The organism is Streptomyces sp. NPDC044704, assembly GCF_056433525.1.
Genome location: NZ_JBWKGY010000036.1, coordinates 1 through 17,743, shown reverse-complemented (window position 1 = coordinate 17,743; position 17,743 = coordinate 1). Strand labels below are relative to the sequence as shown.

Below are 17,743 nucleotides of genomic sequence, written 5' to 3'. Positions count from 1 at the left end.
CTGCTCAGAACCTCTCCGGGTACACGAGGGCGAGGACGAGGTAACCGAGCAGTGAGACGGCCACGACGAGGCCGACGACGTTCTCGACAGTCACAGCTTGGTCACCCCCCGGGCGATGAGAGCCACCAGCGCGAACACCGCGACCGTGGTGACGACGAAGGCCAGATCGGCCATCGTGAGCTCCTGAGTGAAGTGGGAAGAGATGAATCAGCCAGTTGGCTGATGACGAGATAACCGTGTCTTCACCCCGGTGTTAAGACGCCTTGACGGGCTCCATACGGGCTCCCCGGAACCCTTAACGCCGCCCATACGGGAGGGCCGTCGACGACCCGACCAGCCCCGACGCGGACCTCGCACCTGCCCCCTCCACAGCGTCGGCGCAACACACGCCCGCACCTCTTGACGCACCTCATACGTCGCTCCCACCTGCGCGTACGGAACGCGTGAAGAGTGGCGGGGCGCGCGTATGGAACGCGCCAAGGGTGCTGGTGGCCTGATCTCGCGGCTTCGACGCTGTCCTCACTTTGCTCATACGGAGGGACCCGCGACATGGCCATTCACGTACGGAAACCACCCGAGGCCGCTCAGGCGCCGGGCCAGGAGGAGCCCCCCGACACCCGCGCGGGCGGAGCCGGGGAGCGGCACAAGCTGACCGCCGTCCAGGGCCTGGCGGCGCTGTCGCTCGACGCGATGGCGTCGGTGGCGTACGGACCCGAGTCGATCGTGCTGGTCCTGGCGGCGGCCGGAGCCTACGGGATGGGCTTCACGCTCCCGGTCACGCTCGCCATCGCCGCCCTGCTGGCGGTCCTGGTGGCCTCGTACCGGCAGGTGATCGCGGCGTTCCCGGACGGCGGCGGCTCGTACGCGGTCGCCAAGCGGCATCTGGGCCGGCGTACGAGCCTGGTCGCGGCGGCCTCGCTGATCCTCGACTACGTCCTGAACGTGGCCGTGTCCGTCACCGCCGGTGTCGCCGCGCTCACCTCGGCCTTCCCCGGCCTGCACGGCGAGCGGGTGTGGATCTGTCTCGCGGTCCTGGTCCTCGTCACGGCCGTGAACCTGCGCGGGGTCGTGGACTCCGCGAAGGCGTTCCTGGTCCCGACCGCGCTCTTCGTCGGGTCGATCCTGGCGATGATCACCGTCGGGCTGTTCCGCGACGGCCCGGCCAGTACGGCTTCCGCCGCCGGGCACGCCTCCGCGCTCGGGGAGGGAGCCACCGCAGTGGGCGCGCTCCTGCTGCTGAAGGCCTTCGCGGCCGGCTGCTCGGCGCTGACCGGTGTCGAGGCCGTCGCCAACGCCGTACCGTCATTCCGGGCGCCGGCCGCCCGCCGCGCCCAGCGAACCGAGGTGGCCCTCGGCTCCCTGCTCGGCGTGATGCTGATCGGCCTGTCGGTCCTGATCGGCCGTTTCCACCTCCAGCCGGTGGAGGGCGTGACCGTCCTCGCCCAGCTCGCGGACGCCTCGTTCGGTCACAACGCGGCCTTCTACGTCGTCCAGTTCGCGACGATGGTGCTGCTGGCGCTCGCCGCCAACACCTCCTTCGGCGGGCTTCCGGTCCTGATGAGCCTGCTGGCGCGGGACAACCACCTGCCGCACTTCTTCGCGCTCAAGGCCGACCGGCAGGTCCACCGCCACGGCGTGGTCTGGCTGGCCCTCGTCTCGGCGGCCCTGCTCGCCTTCTCCGGTGGCGACACCAACACCCTCGTACCGCTCTTCGCCATCGGCGTCTTCGTCGGCTTCACCATCTGCCAGGTCGGCATGGTCCGGCACTGGTACGGCGAACGCCCGCGCGGCTGGCAGACCAAGGCCACCCTCAACGGCTTCGGGGCTCTGCTGACGGGCGTCTCCGCAGTCGTGGTCACCGCGACCAAGTTCACCGAGGGTGCCTGGCTGATCGTCCTGGCCCTGCCGCTGATCGTCCTCGGCTTCGAGAAGGTCAACCGGGCCTACGCGCAGATCGGCGAGCGCCTCGAACTGGGACGCGTCCCGCAGCCCCCGCACCGGGCGCGCTCGCTCGTCGTGGTCCCCGTATCCGGCCTGTCGCGCCTGACCTGCCAGGCCCTCACCGCCGCCCGCTCCCTGGGCGACGAGGTCCTCGCGGTCACCGTCACCCACCCCGCGGCCGAGGACCGCTCCGCCGCCGAAGCCCTGCGCCGGGACTGGGAGTTGTGGAACCCCGGCGTGGACCTCGTCGAGGTCACCTCCGAGACGCGCTCCCTGGGCCGCCCGGTCTCCGGCTACGTACGGAAGCTGGCGCAGACCCACCCGGACGCCCAGATCACCGTCCTCATCCCGGAGACCGAACCCGCACACCTCTGGCAGCGGATCCTCCAGAACCAGCGCGGCTCCGTCGTCGCCCACGCCGTCCGCCGTGACACCGACGCCGTCATCTGCCGCCTCCGCTTCCGCCTCGGCGCGGCCCCGGCCGAACCGCAGGTCCCTGACGCGTCCTTCACGAGACCCTGACGGGATCAGGTGCACAGCCGTTAAGAGGGCACAAATAACGTGCGGAGAGGGGCCGTTGACCGTGCACAGCCCGGTAGGTTCCTCACCGTTCCACCGCCGGGGACCCCAACGTCACACGACGAGCCGGAGGGGGTCCCCCATGGGACGGGTCCCCGGCGGTGCACCCCTCGTTCCGGCCAAGCCGATCCCACCAGAAGGTCTCCCGATGCCTCCCGCTGCCACCCGGCAGACACCTCCCGTCCCCTCGCCGTCGCGGGCACCGGTCAACCGGCCGCCCAGAAGGCGCCCGGCCCCGCGTCCCCTGCTGGAGTCGATCCGGCCGGCGGCCTCCTTCCGCGAGGCCGTACGCAAGCTGCATCCCCGCGCACTCGTCCGCAAACCGGTGCTGTTCGTGGTGGCGGTCGGTTCCGTACTGACCACGCTCTCGGCGCTCATCCACCCGTCCGTTTTCACCTGGGTGATCAGCGTCTGGCTCTGGCTGACGGTGATCTTCGCGAACTTTGCCGAGGCCGTCGCGGAAGGCCGGGGCCGGGCCCAGGCCGAGTCGCTGCGCAAGGCGCGTACGGACACCGTCGCGCTGCGGCTGCGCCACTGGACGTACGGGACGAACCCGCGGCACGCCGAGACGGAAGCCGTGGACCCCGGCCGGCTCCAGCCCCTGGACGTCGTACTGGTGCGGGCGGGGCAGCTGATCCCGGCCGACGGCGACGTCATCGACGGCGCCGCGGCGGTCGACGAGTCCGCTGTCACCGGCGAGTCGGCTGCGGTGATCCGGGAGTCCGGCGGCGACCGCAGCGGCGTCACCGGCGGCACCACCGTACTGTCCGACTGGATCGTCGTACGCGTCACCTCACGCCCGGGGCACAGCTTCATGGACCGCATGATCGCCCTGGTCGAGGGCGCGTCCCGGCAGAAGACGCCGAACGAGATAGCCCTCAACATCCTGCTCGCCGCCCTCACGGTGATCTTCATCCTGGTCGTCGTCTCGCTCCAGCCCATGGCCGCGTACGCGGGCGCCGCCCAGACCACCACCGTCCTGGTGGCCCTCCTCGTCACCCTCATCCCCACGACCATCGGCGCCCTGCTCTCCGCCATCGGCATCGCGGGCATGGACCGCCTCGTCCAGCGCAACGTCGTCGCGTTGAGCGGGCGCGCGGTCGAGGCCGCCGGGGACGTGAACACCCTCCTCCTCGACAAGACCGGCACCATCACCCTCGGCAACCGCGAGGCCGTCGCCTTCGTCCCGCTCCCCGGCGTCGACCCCGTCAAGCTCGCGGACGCGGCCCAGCTGGCCTCCCTCGCGGACGAGACCCCCGAAGGCCGCTCCGTCATCGCCCTGGCCCAGCGGTACGGGCTCCAGGCGGCGGTCGAGGAGGACCTGAGCAACCCGCGCTTCCAGGAGTTCAGCGCGCGTACCCGGATGAGCGGCATCAACCTGAGCTGGGCGAACGGGGCCGGCTGCGCCATCCGCAAGGGCGCGGCCGCGCAGGTGGCCGAGTGGGTGGCACTGCGCGGCGGGACCGTACCGACGCAGGCACAGCAGTGGTCCGACGAGGTCTCGGCCTCCGGAGGCACACCCCTGCTGGTGGCCGTCCACGACTGGGACGGGCCCCGCGTCCTCGGCATCATCCACCTCAAGGACGTCGTCAAGGACGGCATCCGCGAGCGGTTCGAGGAGCTGCGCCGGATGGGGATCCGTACGGTCATGGTGACCGGCGACAACCCGCTGACGGCCCAGGCCATCGCGCAGGAAGCCGGCGTCGACGAGTACCTCGCCGAGGCCACCCCCGAGGACAAGCTCGCGCTGATCAAGCGGGAGCAGGCGGGCGGCAAGCTGGTCGCGATGACCGGCGACGGTACGAACGACGCCCCGGCCCTCGCCCAGGCGGACGTCGGCGTGGCGATGAACACCGGCACCTCGGCCGCAAAGGAGGCCGGGAACATGGTGGACCTCGACTCCAACCCCACCAAACTCATCGAGATCGTCGAGATCGGCAAGCAACTCCTCATCACCCGGGGAGCCTTGACCACCTTCTCGATCACGAACGACGTCGCGAAGTACTTCGCGATCATCCCGGCCATGTTCACCGCGGCCTATCCGGGGCTGGAGGCGCTCAACATCATGGGCCTGCACAGCCCGTTGTCCGCCATCACCTCGGCGATCATCTTCAACGCCCTGATCATCATCGCCCTCATCCCGCTCGCCCTGCGCGGCGTCCGCTACCGGCCCGCCTCCGCCCACGACCTCCTGCGCCGCAACCTCGCCGTCTACGGCCTGGGCGGCCTCGTCCTGCCGTTCGTCGGCATCAAGGCCATCGACCTGCTGGTCTCCACCATCCCCGGGCTCGGGTGAATTCCGCCCCCGCCGTCGGCGCGAACGGAGGAAGCCGCCGCTCGGCCCCCGCGGGGGCGCCCACGGCACCAGTCAAACGGGTCACTGCAAGCCGGAGACCTTGAAGACCGCGCGAGCCGTCTCACGATCGATGCGCTCGGCCAGGTGACGCAGCGCGGTCGCGCCGCACAGCAAGGTGCCCCGCTGGACGGAAACGCGGGAGTCCGCGTCGAAGCGCCGCCACATCGCGGGATTGCGCACCAGGACGGTGGGGTCGATCTCGACCAGACCGCCCTCCGCATCCCGGAGGATCATCCGCTGGGCCACTCCGTCGGACCACCGCACCGAGACGAGGCGGTCGGTCCGCACGCTGTGCTCCACGAGCAGTCCGCGGGCGATCAGCAGACCAGGGCGTACGGAGACCCGAAGCGGCAGCAGGATGACGAACACGAGGGCGGCCAGCCCGGTCCAGAGCGCAGCGCGGATCGTGTCGAGCTCACCGAAGCCCGCGTCCAGGGCGAGCAGGGCCGTGTACAGCAGAGCGGTGACACCGGCGGCCGAGCGCCTCTCGCCGGCCCAGTGACTGTCCTCTGCGAGCGGCCCGGGAAGCTCCGCGTTTCCGTGCTGTGCGCCGGCCGCGGGCTGAATAAAACGTCGTCCCATGGGGCTGACGCTAGGGCGGGCGAGGTCCCGGCCGACGCCCCCATACGCACTGCTGACGCCGCGGCTACAGCATTTTGACGGCGCACTGCTCGGCCCTACGGAACACCGGTGGCCGGCAGCGCCCGGCAGGTTGCCCGAGCCAACCGCGACCCGAAGCAGCACGTGCCGTCAGGGAGCCGTCAAAGTCGGGCGGGGAGCCGTACGGACGGCGTCAAAGACTGCCGCACCGGTCCGAAGTCGCTGTTTCCTACAGTTGGCAGACCTCTCCGAATGGCGCCGTCGAGGCGCCGGACCCCGTGGCTGTCGAGCCGGGATCGGCGCACGTGCCGAACCACTCCCAGGAGCCGGCCCTCGTCCCCGTAGGACGTACGACAGGAAGGCGGCACGCCGGTGACTCGGGTGCTGGTGGTGGATGACGAACCGCAGTTGGTGCGGTCGCTGGTCATCAGTCTCAAGGCGCGCAAGTACGAAGTCGACTCGGCGGAGGACGGGGGCCAGGCCCTGCGGACCGCGGCGGCCCGGCGCCCGGACGTGGTCCTGCTCGACCTCGGGCTGCCCGACATGGACGGCGTCGACGTGATCAAACGGCTGCGGGTGTGGTCGCGGGTACCCATCCTGGTGGTCTCCGCCCGTCACGGCTCCGGCGAGAAGGTCGAGGCGCTGGACGCGGGAGCCGACGACTACATCACCAAGCCCTTCAGCATGGACGAGCTGCTGGCCCGACTGGCGGCCGCCGCACGCCGGACAACGCCGCAGGCCGGTGCTGGTGCGGATGAAGTGGTCGTCACGACTTCGGAGTTCACCGTCGACCTGCTCGCGAAGCGGGCCCGTCGTGCGGGCCGGGACATCAGACTCACGCCCACGGAGTGGCATCTGCTGGAAGTCCTGATCCGTCATCGGGGCCGGCTCGTCAGCCGGCGGCAGCTGCTCCAGGAGGTATGGGGTGCCTCCTACGGGACGCAGACCAACTACCTCCGGGTGTACATGGCCCACCTCCGGCGGAAACTGGAAGCGGACCCTGCGCACCCGCGTCACCTGATCACGGCTCCCGGCATGGGCTACCGCTTCGACGCGTGAGAACGGGGCGGCCCCTGCCAACAGGGCCGCCCCGCAGGGTGGCCGGCCGTCAGCAGCAGGGTTTGCTGCCGTGGTGGGAGGCCTTCTTGCGGCGTGCTCTCTTCTTGCGGGCGCGCTTGGACATGACGGGTGTTCCCTTCAGGCGGTGTGGCCGACGAGGAGGTCGGCGAGCTTGTTGAGACGTTTGACGGTGCGGTCGTCGGTGGCGGCCGCGGCAGGGGCGACGCGCTCGGAGCGGTCGTAGTAGGCGCCGTTGACGATCTCGGTGGCCGGGTCGCAGAGCCGTACGACGTGCGCGGCGCCCTCGGCCGCGGACCCGCCCTCGGTCCCGTAGAGGGGAAGCAGTCCCGTCTCGCAGGTCCCGGGGTGGACGGAGACCGCGGTGACGCGCGGGTCCGAGGCGAAGACGGTCAGCGCCAGCTGCGACTGCGCGTAGGCGGCGAGGCGCGAGTAGCGGCGGATGCGCTGCGGGTCGTTCCACTGGATGGCGGCGGTGCGGTGGAGCGAGGAGGAGACGTTGACGACCCGGCCGCCCGGACCGGTGGTGAGCGCGGACTCCAGGAGGTCCGTCAGGAGGTAGTGGGCCAGGAAGTTGACCTGGAAGGCGATCTCGTTGCCGTCGGAGGTGAGGGTGTGCCGCTCGGGGGCGGCGATGGCCGCGTTGTTGACGAGGACGTCCAGGCGCGGGTGGTCCCGCACGACGGCGTGGGCGAGGTTCTCGACCTCCTCCAGGCGCACGAAGTCGGCGGCGAGCGGACGTACGAGGGCGCCGTCGATGCCGGCGGTGGCGAACAGCCGGTCGGCAGCGGCTCGGGCCTCCTCGGCGGTGCGGCCGTGGAGGAGCACGACGGCGCCGCGTTCGGCTAGTTGGCGGGCGGTCTGGTAACCGATGCCGGAGGTGGCCCCGGTGACGAGGACCGTGCGGCCGGACAGGGATGAAGGCATGTCGGACTCCTGGAAGCAGGCATGACGGACGCGCCCGGCGCCCCGGCACGAAGCGGGGCGTGGGCTCGCATCACGCGGTGGAGGTGAGGACGCGTACGGAACTTCGACCAGCGCCCTTCAAGGGGCTGGTCCCAGGTACGCGGAGAAGGCGCGGCCGATGTGTCAGCCGCGGAGGAGGCGCGGTCGACGTGTCAGCCGCGGAGAAGGCGCGGCCGACGTGTCAGAAGCCCGGGCGGACAGCGGGCGCCGTCGGCCGCACCGGATTCGGTGGCCGGTCTTCGTGGCGCGGACCGCTGTTCATGACCCCATCCCAGCGGATTCCGGACGGGTGGACAAGATCCTGAACGGGCCTTTGACGCTCTTCTGACGTGCGCCGGGTGACGGAGCCCCAGCCGCGCCCGCCCGTCGTCAGGGCCGCGTCAATGATCGGCGGCTGCGCGGAAGGAACACGTCAGGAAGTGTTGTCGGGGCCCTCGGCCGTGCACAGACTGATGTCGCGACGGAACCGGGTGACGGTCCGGTGGCGCGCGGCCTGGGGGGCGGTGACCTGAACACCGCCGAGGAAGCGCACGGTCCGCCCGTGGGGGGTCGGGCCGGCGCGACCGCGTGCCGGTCAGCCGTCGCACACCACATGAGCCGTCCGGTCCCCGGCGGGGGATACCGGGGGCCGGACGGCTCGCGTGGTGGCCGTGGCAGGGTGGGCCGGCCGGCGCAAGCCGGGCGGAGCTCCCGCCGCGAAGCCCACTCTTCGGACGGGTTCCGTCAGAGCCGCGTCAATTGCCCGTATGAGCCCTTGAGCGCCGTGCGGCAGAGAAGTTGGATGGACGGCATGGACATCGGTCAGCGTCACGACGACCGGCCGCCGCATCAGGCGTCGCCGATCGCGCCCTCGCGCTGACCTCCCGGCGCCCCGGCGCCACCAGGGCGACGTGCCCTCCAGACCCTGCGGCCGGCCGTGGCGACCACCGGCCGCCCGCAGGTTCCTTTGACCCACGGCCTTCCAGGCCGGCCGGCGTGGCTCCACACCTCGCCGGTTCCCCTGCGGGGGCGGCCTCCGTCCGGGCCGCCCCCGCCCTTCGTCTTCCACCCTGCGAGGAGGCACACCGCGTGATCGAGCTCGCCCCTTCCGGCCTTCCCGCCCTCGCCCGCTGGTTTCCCGTCGGGGAGCCGGGTGTCGCGGCCCTCGCCGAGCACGTCCTGGCCACCGGGAACGGTCGCTGGTGGGCCGACCGGCCCGAAGCGCCCCGAGTGGTCGCCGTCTCGTGCGGGGACCGGGCCGTCCTGCGGGGAGACGTACACGGGCTCCCCCTGAGCACCCTCGGCAACCTGGCGGCGAGCCGTGTCGAAGCTCCGGCACGCTTCGTCCCGGCGATGCGTGCCGTCTTCTCCCGGGTCGAGGCCCGGGAAAGGATGGTCTACGTCAAGGGGGCGCCCCCGCTGCCGGTGCGTCCGCCGCGAGGTGTGGTCGTGCGGAGGCTGACGGCCGAGGACGCGCCCGCGCTGGCCGGCGTCGCCCCCGAGGCGTCGTGGATCCACGCGACGTGGGGCGGGCCCCACGGACTCGCCGGCTCGGGGGCCGCCTGGGGCGCCCTCCGACGCGGGCGTCTGCTCGCGGTGGCGTGTACGTACGTCCTGGGCAGCCGGTACGAGGACGTGGCCGTCCACGCCGAGCCCGGCCAGCGCGCCGAGGACCTGGCCCTGGCGTGCGTGAACGCCCTGTGCGGGGACATCGCGGCCCGCGGGCGGACGCCGAGCTGGTCCTGCTCCCGGCACGACCGGACCGGTCGGCTGCTCGCCTGGCAGGCAGGGTTCCGGCTGCAACAGGAGTACGTCCACTACGCCACTGGGAGGGTACGCGTTAAGGACGCGTCAGAATTCGCTCAGACACGGGCATAAGTGATCAGGCTGCGTACGCTTGCTCAGCCGTCGACGTCGATGGCTGATTCTTTGCCGTACGACAGGAGCCCCCCACGATGGCCACCCCTGCCCGCACATCGCGCCTGCGCGCGTGGATGCTGGAAGGCTTGACCGCCGAGAACAGTTCGCCCGCCGCCAAGGAGGCGGCGGCACAGCCCCACGGCCGGCCGTGGTGGCGGGTCATGTGCCTGACGGGCCTCGACTACTTCTCCACCCTCGGCTACCAGCCCGGCATCGCGTTCCTCGCGGCCGGGCTGCTGTCACCGCTGGCCACCATCGTGCTCGTGCTGCTGACCCTCTTCGGCGCTCTGCCCGTCTACCGGCGGGTGGCCGAGGAGAGCCCGCACGGCGAGGGCTCCATCGCGATGCTGGAGCGTCTGCTCACCTTCTGGAAGGGCAAGCTGTTCGTCCTGACCCTCCTCGGGTTCGCGGCGACCGACTTCCTGATCACCATCACCCTCTCCGCGGCGGACGCGACCGCGCACCTCGTGGAGAACCCGCACCTCACCAGCACCCTGCACGGCCACGAGGTACTGATCACCCTGATCATGATCGCGCTGCTCGGCGCGGTCTTCCTCAAGGGGTTCAGCGAGGCCATCGGCGTCGCGGTCTTCCTGGTCTTCACCTATCTCGGCCTGAACGTGGTCGTGGTGGCGGTCGGGCTGTGGCACGTGTTCACCGCACCGCAGGTCATCACTGACTGGACGACCGCGCTGACCACCGAGCACGGCAACCCGTTCATGATGATCGCCATCGCGCTCGTCGTCTTCCCGAAGCTCGCACTGGGCCTGTCCGGCTTCGAGACCGGCGTGGCGGTCATGCCGCACGTCAAGGGCGAACCCGACGACCACCCCGAGAAACCGGCGGGCCGGATCCGTGGCGCGAAGAAGCTGCTGACCACGGCTGCCGTCATCATGAGCGTCTTCCTGATCTGCTCCAGCCTCATCACGACCTTGCTGATCCCGGCCGCCCAGTTCCAGCCAGGAGGCGAGGCCAACGGCCGCGCCCTCGCCTACCTGGCGCACGAATACCTGGGATCCGCCTTCGGCACCGTCTACGACATCTCCACGATCCTCATCCTCTGGTTCGCCGGCTCCTCCGCCATGGCCGGCCTGCTCAACCTGATGCCCCGCTACCTGCCCCGCTACGGCATGGCACCGCAGTGGGCCCGGGCGCTCCGCCCCATGGTCATCGTGTTCACACTGGTCGCGTTCCTGGTGACCTGGATCTTCGACGCCGACGTGGACGCGCAGGGCGGCGCGTACGCCACCGGTGTCCTCGTCCTGATCACCTCGGCGGCGGTCGCCGTGACCATCGCCGCCCGCAGGGCGGGGGAGCGCGGCTGGACCATCGGCTTCGGGATCATCTCCGCCGTCTTCATCTACACCACAGCCGTCAACATCGTGGAACGCCCCGACGGCGTGAAGATCGGCGCCTGCTTCATCGGCGGCATCATGGCGCTCTCGCTCCTCTCCCGCCTCGCCCGCGTCTTCGAGCTGCGCGTCACGGACGTGGAGCTGGACGACATGGCCCGGCGCTTCATCCGCGACACCGCCAACCGCACGATCCGCTTCATCGCCAACGAGCCCGACAACCGGGACAGGACCGAATACCGCGAGAAGGTCGCACAGATCCGCGCGGACAACGACATCCCGCCGGGCGACGACGTCATGTTCGTCGAGGTCACCGTCCTGGACGCGTCCGAGTTCGAATCCGGCATGCGGGTGCGCGGCGAGGTGCTGCACGACCGCTACCGCGTCCTGACCCTGGAGAGCTCCAGCATCCCCAACGCCCTCGCCGCCCTGCTGCTCCACGTACGCGACGAGACGGGACAGCGCCCGCACATCTACTTCGAGTGGACCGAGGGCAACCCGATGGCCAACTTCCTGCGCTTCTTCCTCTTCGGCCAGGGCGAGGTCGCCCCCGTCACCCGCGAGGTCATCCGGGAGGCGGAACCGGACCGGACCCGCCGCCCCCACGTCCACGCCGGCTGACGTCCCAGGCGGACGTACGAGACCGGGGCCCGGCGTCAAGATGCCAACAGGAATCCCGCCGGACCCTCGCCAAGACGAGGGTCCGGCGGGATTCTCGGACAGTGACCATCAACTGGCTTCCCGACCGTGGCATCCGCCGGGCGATCCTCGCCACCGGCGCGGCCGGCGTGACCGTGATCGCCACCGGCGCCGTCCTCGAAGCCCTGTGGCTGCTCGGCATCGGCGTCTGGGCGGTTATCACCGCCATGATGATCGAGCTCGTCTACAGGCCTTAGCACCTCACATCAAAGCCTGGTCGTCTTGGCGGCGTTAGCAGAAAACCGTGACGTGACCCGCCGTGCGAAGCTGTGAGACATGGTGCCTACGATCGTCCGTGGACTTGTTCTGCCTGCCCAATTGACGTCCCTCATCGATCGCGGCCTCTGGCGTCACCCGGGCGATGCCGTGCTGACAAAGGTCATCCCGTGGTTCGAAGACCCGCTCGCCTTCGTGCGTGACCCGGAGCAGATGACGTTCGCGTCCCGATCGATGGACATGGTCGCCGACGATCCGCACTCCACCTACTTCAGCGTGGCGCGGGGGAGCAGGGCAGCCACCCCGCCCGAACTTCCTTGGCTCGACGCCGAACAGGCTGTGCTGATCGCCATCACTCGCAACCCCGGTGATGACGGGGCTCTGGCACTCGACTACCGCTCTGACCCCTCGGATCCCTGCATTGTCGGCAGTGATTTCTGGTCAGACCCGAGTACGTGTCGATGGCGGCTCGTAACGCCTACCTTTTCGGCCTTCGTCACAGCGTTGGACCTGTAGCGTTCGGCATCCCTGACCGACTTGGTCGGACGTCTACGGACTGTCAGCACCGCTTGCGCGCCGGCGCAGATGCTCACGGACCGCACGCGACGGATCCGCGCGTTCCGCCCCGAGCCCCGATCACCGCACCGACGCCCCGGCGGCCGATGGTGAACCCGTGCAGGTCGGTACCGCGTACTACCCCCGCCGGACGGGCCCGCGGCCGGCGGGGACGCGGACGACTTCCGCGGAGCGGACCAGATCGGCCACCAGGTCCCGCACGTACTGCCGCAGTGCCAGGCCACGGGACCGGGAGGCCGTCAGACCGCGACGAGTTCGTCCGAGAGGAACTCCTCCACGAACTTCCCTGCCCGACGGTCGAAATCGGTGTACTGCGCCTCCCGCTCGGCACCGGCGACCGCTTCGCCGACCAGCAGACTGCCCTCGGCGTCGATGCGCTGCGGACGCTCCTCCGCGTCCAGGAGCAGGCCTACGGTGGAGCGGGAGAAGCCGCAGTAGTAGGCGATGCCGTCGCTCAGGTTGGTTTCGAGGACGGACTGCATCGACTCCGCGATGGGGTCGTCGGCGGTGGCGCCGGCCAGGGCCAGCCACAGCATGCGCTTGCCCGCCAGGCGGGGCTTGCTGCGGCCGTAGGCGAACCCGTAGTTCCACACGCGGTCGATCCACCCCTTGAGGACGGCGGGCACGCTCTGCCAGTACACCGGGAAGACGGCGACGACGACATCGGCGTCGAGGATCCGCCGCATGTGGGCGTGCGTCTCCTGCGAGTACGGCTTCTCCCGGTTGCCCCAGTCCGGCTGGTCCTCCACGTTCATCCGCGGATCGAACCCCTCGGCGTGCAGGTCGAGCAGGTCGATGCGGTACCCGGCGGCCTCCAGCCGGGCAGCCGCACGGCGGGCGGTGTGGGCGGTGAGGGAATCGCTGCGGTGGTGCGCGACGACCACGAGGGCTGTCCTGGTGTCACTGCTGTGCTGCGGCACTGTGTCTCCCGAGGGCTCGATCTGTGCAGTGAGTCCAGTACAACCGCGGCACCGTAGATGATCCATGGGCGAAACTCTCCAGGACATAGGAGATCGTCTACGATGGCGCTGTGGATCCTCTGAGTTCGCTGCTGAGCGGCATCCGGGCCGAGGGCTCGGTCGTCAGCCATGCCGTCCTGACGTCGCCCTGGAGCATCACCTTTGCCGACGCCGCCCCTCTCACCATGGTCAGCGTGCTGCGCGGGGGCGGCACGCTGTTGCTGTCCGACGGCACGGAGCGGGCGATCGGCGCGGGCGACACGGCCATCGTCCGGGGCCCCGCACGGTTCCGCCTCGCGGACGAACCTGCCACGGTCCACCGCCCCCACACCGCGTACGAGATCAACTGCTTCACCGCGGACGCCGAGTGCACCGGCCAGGAACTCGACGGCATCCACTGGGGCACCGGCCCGGAGGCAGCGACCGCGCTGATCGTGGGCGCCTACCGCGCCTCGGGGCACCGCCACGAACGGCTCCTGCGGGCCCTGCCGCCCGTCCTGGTCATCGCCGAGGACGCCGAGGTCTGCGCCTGGCTGGAGAACGCCGCCGCCGACGCCGCCCGGCTCTCCGCCGGTTCGCAGGCGCTGATGGACCGGCTCCTCGACTGGGCTCTGGTCTGCACGCTGCGCACCTGGTTCGACCGGGCGGGCGCCGACGCACCCGGCTGGTACCGCGGCCTCGCCGACCCGGTCCTCGCCCCGGCCCTGCACGCCTTCCACGGGCGGCCCGCCGAGAGCTGGACGGTCGCGTCACTGGCCGCTCAAGCCGGCGTCTCCCGGGCACTGTTCGCCCGGCGCTTCACCGAGCTGATGGGCCGTCCGCCCCTCTCCTACCTCACCGAGTGCCGCATGGACGATGCCGAGGCACTTCTGGCCGACACCGACCTCAGCATCGCCCAGATCGCCAAGACCGTCGGCTACGCCGACGCCTTCGGCTTCAGCGCCGCCTTCAAACGCCACAAGGGCCTCAGCCCCAGCACGTTCCGCACCACGGCGGCGTAAGTCACGGCACGCCGCCGCAAAGCCCCGGGCCCCGCGCTCCGGACCCGCAGCACGACACACCGAGACGTCGTGCCGGAGCCCGGGCGTCGACGAGCCTTGGGCCGCTCGCAGGCAGACGGAGGTCAAATAACAGCCTGGTCTAGGGCCTTGCAGACGGTGCTGGCCCGAGCCAACTCCCAGCGGTAGCTGGGGGGACGGGGCTCGGTGGAGTCGGGCTGGACGGGTCACTGGTCGACGGGGAAGGCCGCCTGAAAGGCCAGCCGACGGGCGGCGTCCGCGCCGAGACGGGTGAGGAGGTCGTCGAGCGCGAGGTACTCCTCCCAAGGCTCGCGCCCCGTCGCCGCGGTCAGCGCCCGGACGAGCCTGTCCTCCAGGTCGGGGACGCGTTTGTCCTTCCAGACCTGGTCGGCCGTGCTGACAAGGAGGTCCTCGATCGTCACGGTGGGGCCGTCCCAGCTCGCATGGGTGGCGGCGAACCTGGCCAGGCCGGGCGCGAAGCCGTGCCTCAGAAGCAGATCCCGGCCGGCTGCCTCGTGCGCCGATCCGGGCCCGGAAAGCTCCTCGGGGTGCAAGGTCTTGCCCACGTCATGGGTCGCCGCACCGATGAGAACGGCGTCGCGGTCCACTGCCAGGTCCGGGTACCGGTGTCCCACCCAGTCGGCCAGTTCGACCGCGACGTCGTGGACCGCGCGCAGGTGCGCCGCCAAACGGGGTGGGGCCTCAAGGGAGCGCAGCAGTTCCGCTACTACAGGCGGCAGTGGTCTCAGGGGCGGCTCCCCTGGGGCGTCAAGTGCACGGGACAGGAGGTCGGAAGGTATCGAAGTCATCCTGGTGACAGTACTGGTGCCGGGTGTGAGAGTCAGTCACTCCGCAAGAGGGGCCGCGACTTGCCTCCAGCCGCCACCACCGTCTACGCGTCCCGCTGAACTCGACCTGCGATCCCACGCAGTCTCGTCCGACACCGGGCCACAAAGGACGAGCTCAAGGGCGGAACTACTGCTCCTGCCGGGCCCGGGCCGTATCTCAGAGGGCCACCCACGCTGTTCTGCCGGCGGCAGAACACCGGCCGGACCGGGCCCGACGATCACTACAGTCCGGTCTCATGACGAAGATTACGACGCGTACGGTCGAGTACCGGGCCGACGGTTTGACGATGATCGGGCACCTCGCGCTCCCGGCCGGTGCCGACCGCCGGCCCGCGGTGCTGCTCGGACCAGAGGGCACGGGGCTCAGCGACGTCGAGCGCCGCCGGGCCGATGTTCTCGCCGAGCGGGGATACGTAGCGCTGGCCTTCGACCTTCACGGCGGGCGCTATTTGGGTGACCCCGAGGAGATGCTGGCCCGATGCCTGCCACTGCTCGCTGATCCCGAGCGGATGCGGGAGATCGGCTATGCGGCACTCGACGAGTTGCGTACCGAGCCCCGGACCGACCCCGACCGGATCGCCGCCATCGGCTACGGCACCGGAGGCGCCATCGCGCTGGAACTCGGACGAGACGGTGCCGACCTGCGCGCGATCGGGACGGTCAACGCAACTACCACGGGCCGACCGGGCGAGGCAGCGCACATCCGCTGCCCGGTGTGGGCCGGGGTCGGATCGGAAGATCCAATCATGTCGCCCGCCCAACGGAACGCGTTCACCGCTGAGATGCAGGCCGCGGGAGTGGACTGGCGCCTCACGGTCTACGGCGGCGCCTTGCACGCCTTCCACCACCCGCCGGTCGACCACGCCGTGGTCCCCGGCGTCGGCTACCACCCGCAGCACGCGCAGCGAGCCTGGCGGGACGTCGTCGACCTGCTCACTGAGTGCCTGCCTGTGATGGAGGACATGGGCCCATGACCGATGGGCTGCGCCAAAGTGGAAAGGGCACGGGGTCCGACCACAGGCGTTCCTGAGGGTCGTATCGACTGACCAGCGGTACGGCCAGCCGGTGGTGGATCTGACGGCGGATCAGTTGGGCGATGGTGTGGAAAGGATCGGGAGGCATGGGGATGACGCGTCTCCTTCGCCTTTGCAGGGAGCGGTCACCAACAGGGCGATGACCTCTGCGCCTCGCCGCTGGTACTGGCGGATGCTGAGTGGCTGGCGGCCGAGGTGCGGTCGGCCGGCACCTGACCAGCGACCAACGCGCCGGCCTCGCCCGCTGAAGCCATGGCGGCCCGCACCGGCGTCAGCCCGCCCGTCGCCCGCTGGGGCACCGGCGCCGCCCTCGCGCCGGCCCCGGCTTCCTCACCCACATCCTCCGTCAGCTTCGCGGCGGCTACGCCCTGCTCTTCGGCCAGGGCCAACTCGGCCAACGCCTGCACGCGGCCGCCTGAGCGGCCCCGGCCCGGCGGCCACCGGCGAGTGAGCGGAAAAGCTGTTCGGGGTGGTGCCACCGCCGGGTGGGAGCAAGGCGGTTCGAGGCGCCCCACCTGGCGTACCGTCACCGGAACAGAAGGACCCTGAGGAGTAGCAGTGAGGAAAGGATCGCCGCCGCCAGCAGCGGGGGGCTGGTGAAACGGCGGAGCAGGCTGACCGACCAGGCCACTGACGCCAGCGGCCCGCCAACGAGGGGGAGTAGGAAGAGCAGCTTGAGGATGCCGACCAGACCGCCGCTGGAGGTGGACGCGTGGCTCAGGACGCTCAGAAGTACGTACGAGACGAACGCCAGGGGCAGCCCGAGCAGCCAGATGAACCACGTCTGGCGTCGGTATGTCTCCGGCAACGGGGGCCGCAGGGCTGTCGTCGCCGTCGGGGGGTGCGCGGGCGGCGGCGGGGGCGGGGGGAGCGGTGGTACCCGGCTGGCCGTCCCGGGGCGTGCTCCGGCGCCCACCACGTCCGTCAATAATGCGGCGTAGGCGAAGTCCCGGGAAATCTCGTCTGCCAACACTGACACGGCGATCGAGGCGGCGCTGTCGCCGGGCTCGTCCCGTAAACGGTCTAACGCGGCCGCCCCCAGAGCACTCCGGCGGAGCCGGTCCTCGACCAGCACGCGAATCTTAGCCTGCCGAGCGGCACCTTCCGCTGTGCCGCCCCCGTCTCCCGTCAGCATTCGTATCGCGGTGGTCGCCAGCTCTGTACCGTGCACTCCAGCCCCCTCCAGCCGGCCTGTGACAGCGGGAACAGATCGTATAGAGGGCTGAGCCTGAAGCCCAGGCCTGTCACCGGCCCCGCACCGGCCCATCAAGCGGAGGCGGAACTCGCCTTCCGGGTGGGGTCACGGGTCACCGTCGATCCAGCGGCGGGACTGTTCGGCCTCATTGGTATTCCGCAGCCCGAGCGTTCCAGCTACTGGGAACCTGCGCTGATGGCGCTCTTCGGAATCGACTGCGGCGGATGCGCGGTACCGTCACGCCTGCGATGTGGGGACAGCGTGTTCCCGTCGGGGCCGATAAGAAACAGGTAAGTTTTCCGTGCATGGGTGGGGGGTGTGGGGGCATTCGGTTGTCTGGAGGTTGATAACTATGGTTCCCCTGCTTCTCGTTCTTCTGCTCGCTCTGCTTCTTTTCGGTGCCGGTTTCGCGGTGAAGATTCTCTGG

Annotated in this window: 15 protein-coding genes and 1 pseudogene; 10 read left to right on the top strand and 6 right to left on the bottom strand. The window is 70.4% G+C overall.

Annotation, left to right across the window (positions count from 1 at the left end; all coding sequences use genetic code 11):
* Positions 1 to 4: 4 nt before the first annotated feature.
* Positions 5 to 94 carry a K(+)-transporting ATPase subunit F gene (gene kdpF / locus AC07B0_RS39435; RefSeq protein WP_037860493.1) on the bottom strand — a complete coding sequence of 30 codons (90 nt, stop codon included), beginning with the start codon at positions 92 to 94 and terminating at the stop codon, positions 5 to 7.
* Between the two features lie 455 nt (positions 95 to 549).
* On the opposite strand from kdpF, the gene AC07B0_RS39430 reads away from it, so the two are divergent.
* Together AC07B0_RS39430 and kdpB are read left to right on the top strand one after the other, a co-directional pair.
* Complete coding sequence (locus AC07B0_RS39430) at positions 550 to 2,463, top strand: APC family permease (RefSeq protein WP_478900486.1); 1,914 nt, start codon at positions 550 to 552, stop codon at positions 2,461 to 2,463.
* A 205-nt stretch (positions 2,464 to 2,668) separates the two neighbouring features.
* The gene (gene kdpB / locus AC07B0_RS39425) at positions 2,669 to 4,816 is read left to right on the top strand and encodes a potassium-transporting ATPase subunit KdpB (protein ID WP_478900485.1); all 2,148 of its coding nucleotides are present in this window, start codon (positions 2,669 to 2,671) and stop codon (positions 4,814 to 4,816) included.
* An 81-nt stretch (positions 4,817 to 4,897) separates the two neighbouring features.
* On the opposite strand, the gene AC07B0_RS39420 is transcribed toward kdpB, so the two are convergent.
* Positions 4,898 to 5,458 (bottom strand): hypothetical protein, encoded by a 561-nt coding sequence (locus AC07B0_RS39420; protein WP_478900484.1) that lies wholly within the window; start codon positions 5,456 to 5,458, stop codon positions 4,898 to 4,900.
* A gap of 390 nt (positions 5,459 to 5,848) precedes the next feature.
* Here AC07B0_RS39420 and AC07B0_RS39415 point away from each other — a divergent pair, with 390 nt between their 5' ends.
* Positions 5,849 to 6,535: a response regulator gene (locus AC07B0_RS39415; protein WP_478866436.1), complete on the top strand. Its 687-nt coding sequence runs from the start codon at positions 5,849 to 5,851 to the stop codon at positions 6,533 to 6,535.
* Between the two features lie 138 nt (positions 6,536 to 6,673).
* On the opposite strand, the gene AC07B0_RS39410 is transcribed toward AC07B0_RS39415, so the two are convergent.
* On the bottom strand, positions 6,674 to 7,480 hold the full coding sequence (locus AC07B0_RS39410) for an SDR family NAD(P)-dependent oxidoreductase (protein WP_478900482.1): 807 nt from the start codon (positions 7,478 to 7,480) through the stop codon (positions 6,674 to 6,676).
* A gap of 1,107 nt (positions 7,481 to 8,587) precedes the next feature.
* Between AC07B0_RS39410 and AC07B0_RS39405 the strand changes: the two genes are divergently transcribed.
* The 4 genes from AC07B0_RS39405 to AC07B0_RS39390 all read left to right on the top strand — a co-directional run bounded on the left by AC07B0_RS39405 (position 8,588) and on the right by AC07B0_RS39390 (position 12,201).
* On the top strand, positions 8,588 to 9,376 hold the full coding sequence (locus tag AC07B0_RS39405) for a GNAT family N-acetyltransferase (RefSeq protein WP_478900481.1): 789 nt from the start codon (positions 8,588 to 8,590) through the stop codon (positions 9,374 to 9,376).
* Between the two features lie 77 nt (positions 9,377 to 9,453).
* The gene (locus AC07B0_RS39400; protein WP_356882068.1) at positions 9,454 to 11,391 is read left to right on the top strand and encodes an APC family permease; all 1,938 of its coding nucleotides are present in this window, start codon (positions 9,454 to 9,456) and stop codon (positions 11,389 to 11,391) included.
* A 101-nt stretch (positions 11,392 to 11,492) separates the two neighbouring features.
* The gene (locus AC07B0_RS39395) at positions 11,493 to 11,666 is read left to right on the top strand and encodes a hypothetical protein (RefSeq protein ID WP_356882066.1); all 174 of its coding nucleotides are present in this window, start codon (positions 11,493 to 11,495) and stop codon (positions 11,664 to 11,666) included.
* Between the two features lie 79 nt (positions 11,667 to 11,745).
* The gene (locus AC07B0_RS39390) at positions 11,746 to 12,201 is read left to right on the top strand and encodes a hypothetical protein (protein ID WP_478900479.1); all 456 of its coding nucleotides are present in this window, start codon (positions 11,746 to 11,748) and stop codon (positions 12,199 to 12,201) included.
* Between the two features lie 299 nt (positions 12,202 to 12,500).
* Here AC07B0_RS39390 and AC07B0_RS39385 read toward each other — a convergent pair whose 3' ends face one another.
* A complete protein-coding gene (locus tag AC07B0_RS39385; RefSeq protein ID WP_478900478.1) occupies positions 12,501 to 13,181 on the bottom strand; it encodes an NAD(P)H oxidoreductase in 681 nt (226 codons plus the stop codon).
* Between the two features lie 110 nt (positions 13,182 to 13,291).
* Between AC07B0_RS39385 and AC07B0_RS39380 the strand changes: the two genes are divergently transcribed.
* Complete coding sequence (locus tag AC07B0_RS39380) at positions 13,292 to 14,221, top strand: AraC family transcriptional regulator (protein WP_478900476.1); 930 nt, start codon at positions 13,292 to 13,294, stop codon at positions 14,219 to 14,221.
* Positions 14,222 to 14,445: 224 nt separating this feature from the next.
* Here the strand turns inward: AC07B0_RS39380 and AC07B0_RS39375 are convergent, their stop codons facing one another.
* Positions 14,446 to 15,048, bottom strand: coding sequence for an HD domain-containing protein (locus AC07B0_RS39375; protein ID WP_478900475.1), 603 nt, complete (start codon positions 15,046 to 15,048; stop codon positions 14,446 to 14,448).
* A gap of 275 nt (positions 15,049 to 15,323) precedes the next feature.
* On the opposite strand from AC07B0_RS39375, the gene AC07B0_RS39370 reads away from it, so the two are divergent.
* Positions 15,324 to 16,061: a dienelactone hydrolase family protein gene (locus tag AC07B0_RS39370; RefSeq protein WP_478900474.1), complete on the top strand. Its 738-nt coding sequence runs from the start codon at positions 15,324 to 15,326 to the stop codon at positions 16,059 to 16,061.
* 586 nt (positions 16,062 to 16,647) lie between these two features.
* Here AC07B0_RS39370 and AC07B0_RS39365 read toward each other — a convergent pair.
* The gene (locus AC07B0_RS39365) at positions 16,648 to 16,929 is read right to left on the bottom strand and encodes a hypothetical protein (RefSeq protein WP_356882054.1); all 282 of its coding nucleotides are present in this window, start codon (positions 16,927 to 16,929) and stop codon (positions 16,648 to 16,650) included.
* Between the two features lie 739 nt (positions 16,930 to 17,668).
* On the opposite strand from AC07B0_RS39365, the pseudogene AC07B0_RS39360 reads away from it, so the two are divergent.
* Positions 17,669 to 17,743 (top strand): annotated as a pseudogene (locus AC07B0_RS39360) (hydrophobic protein); the annotation flags it as partial.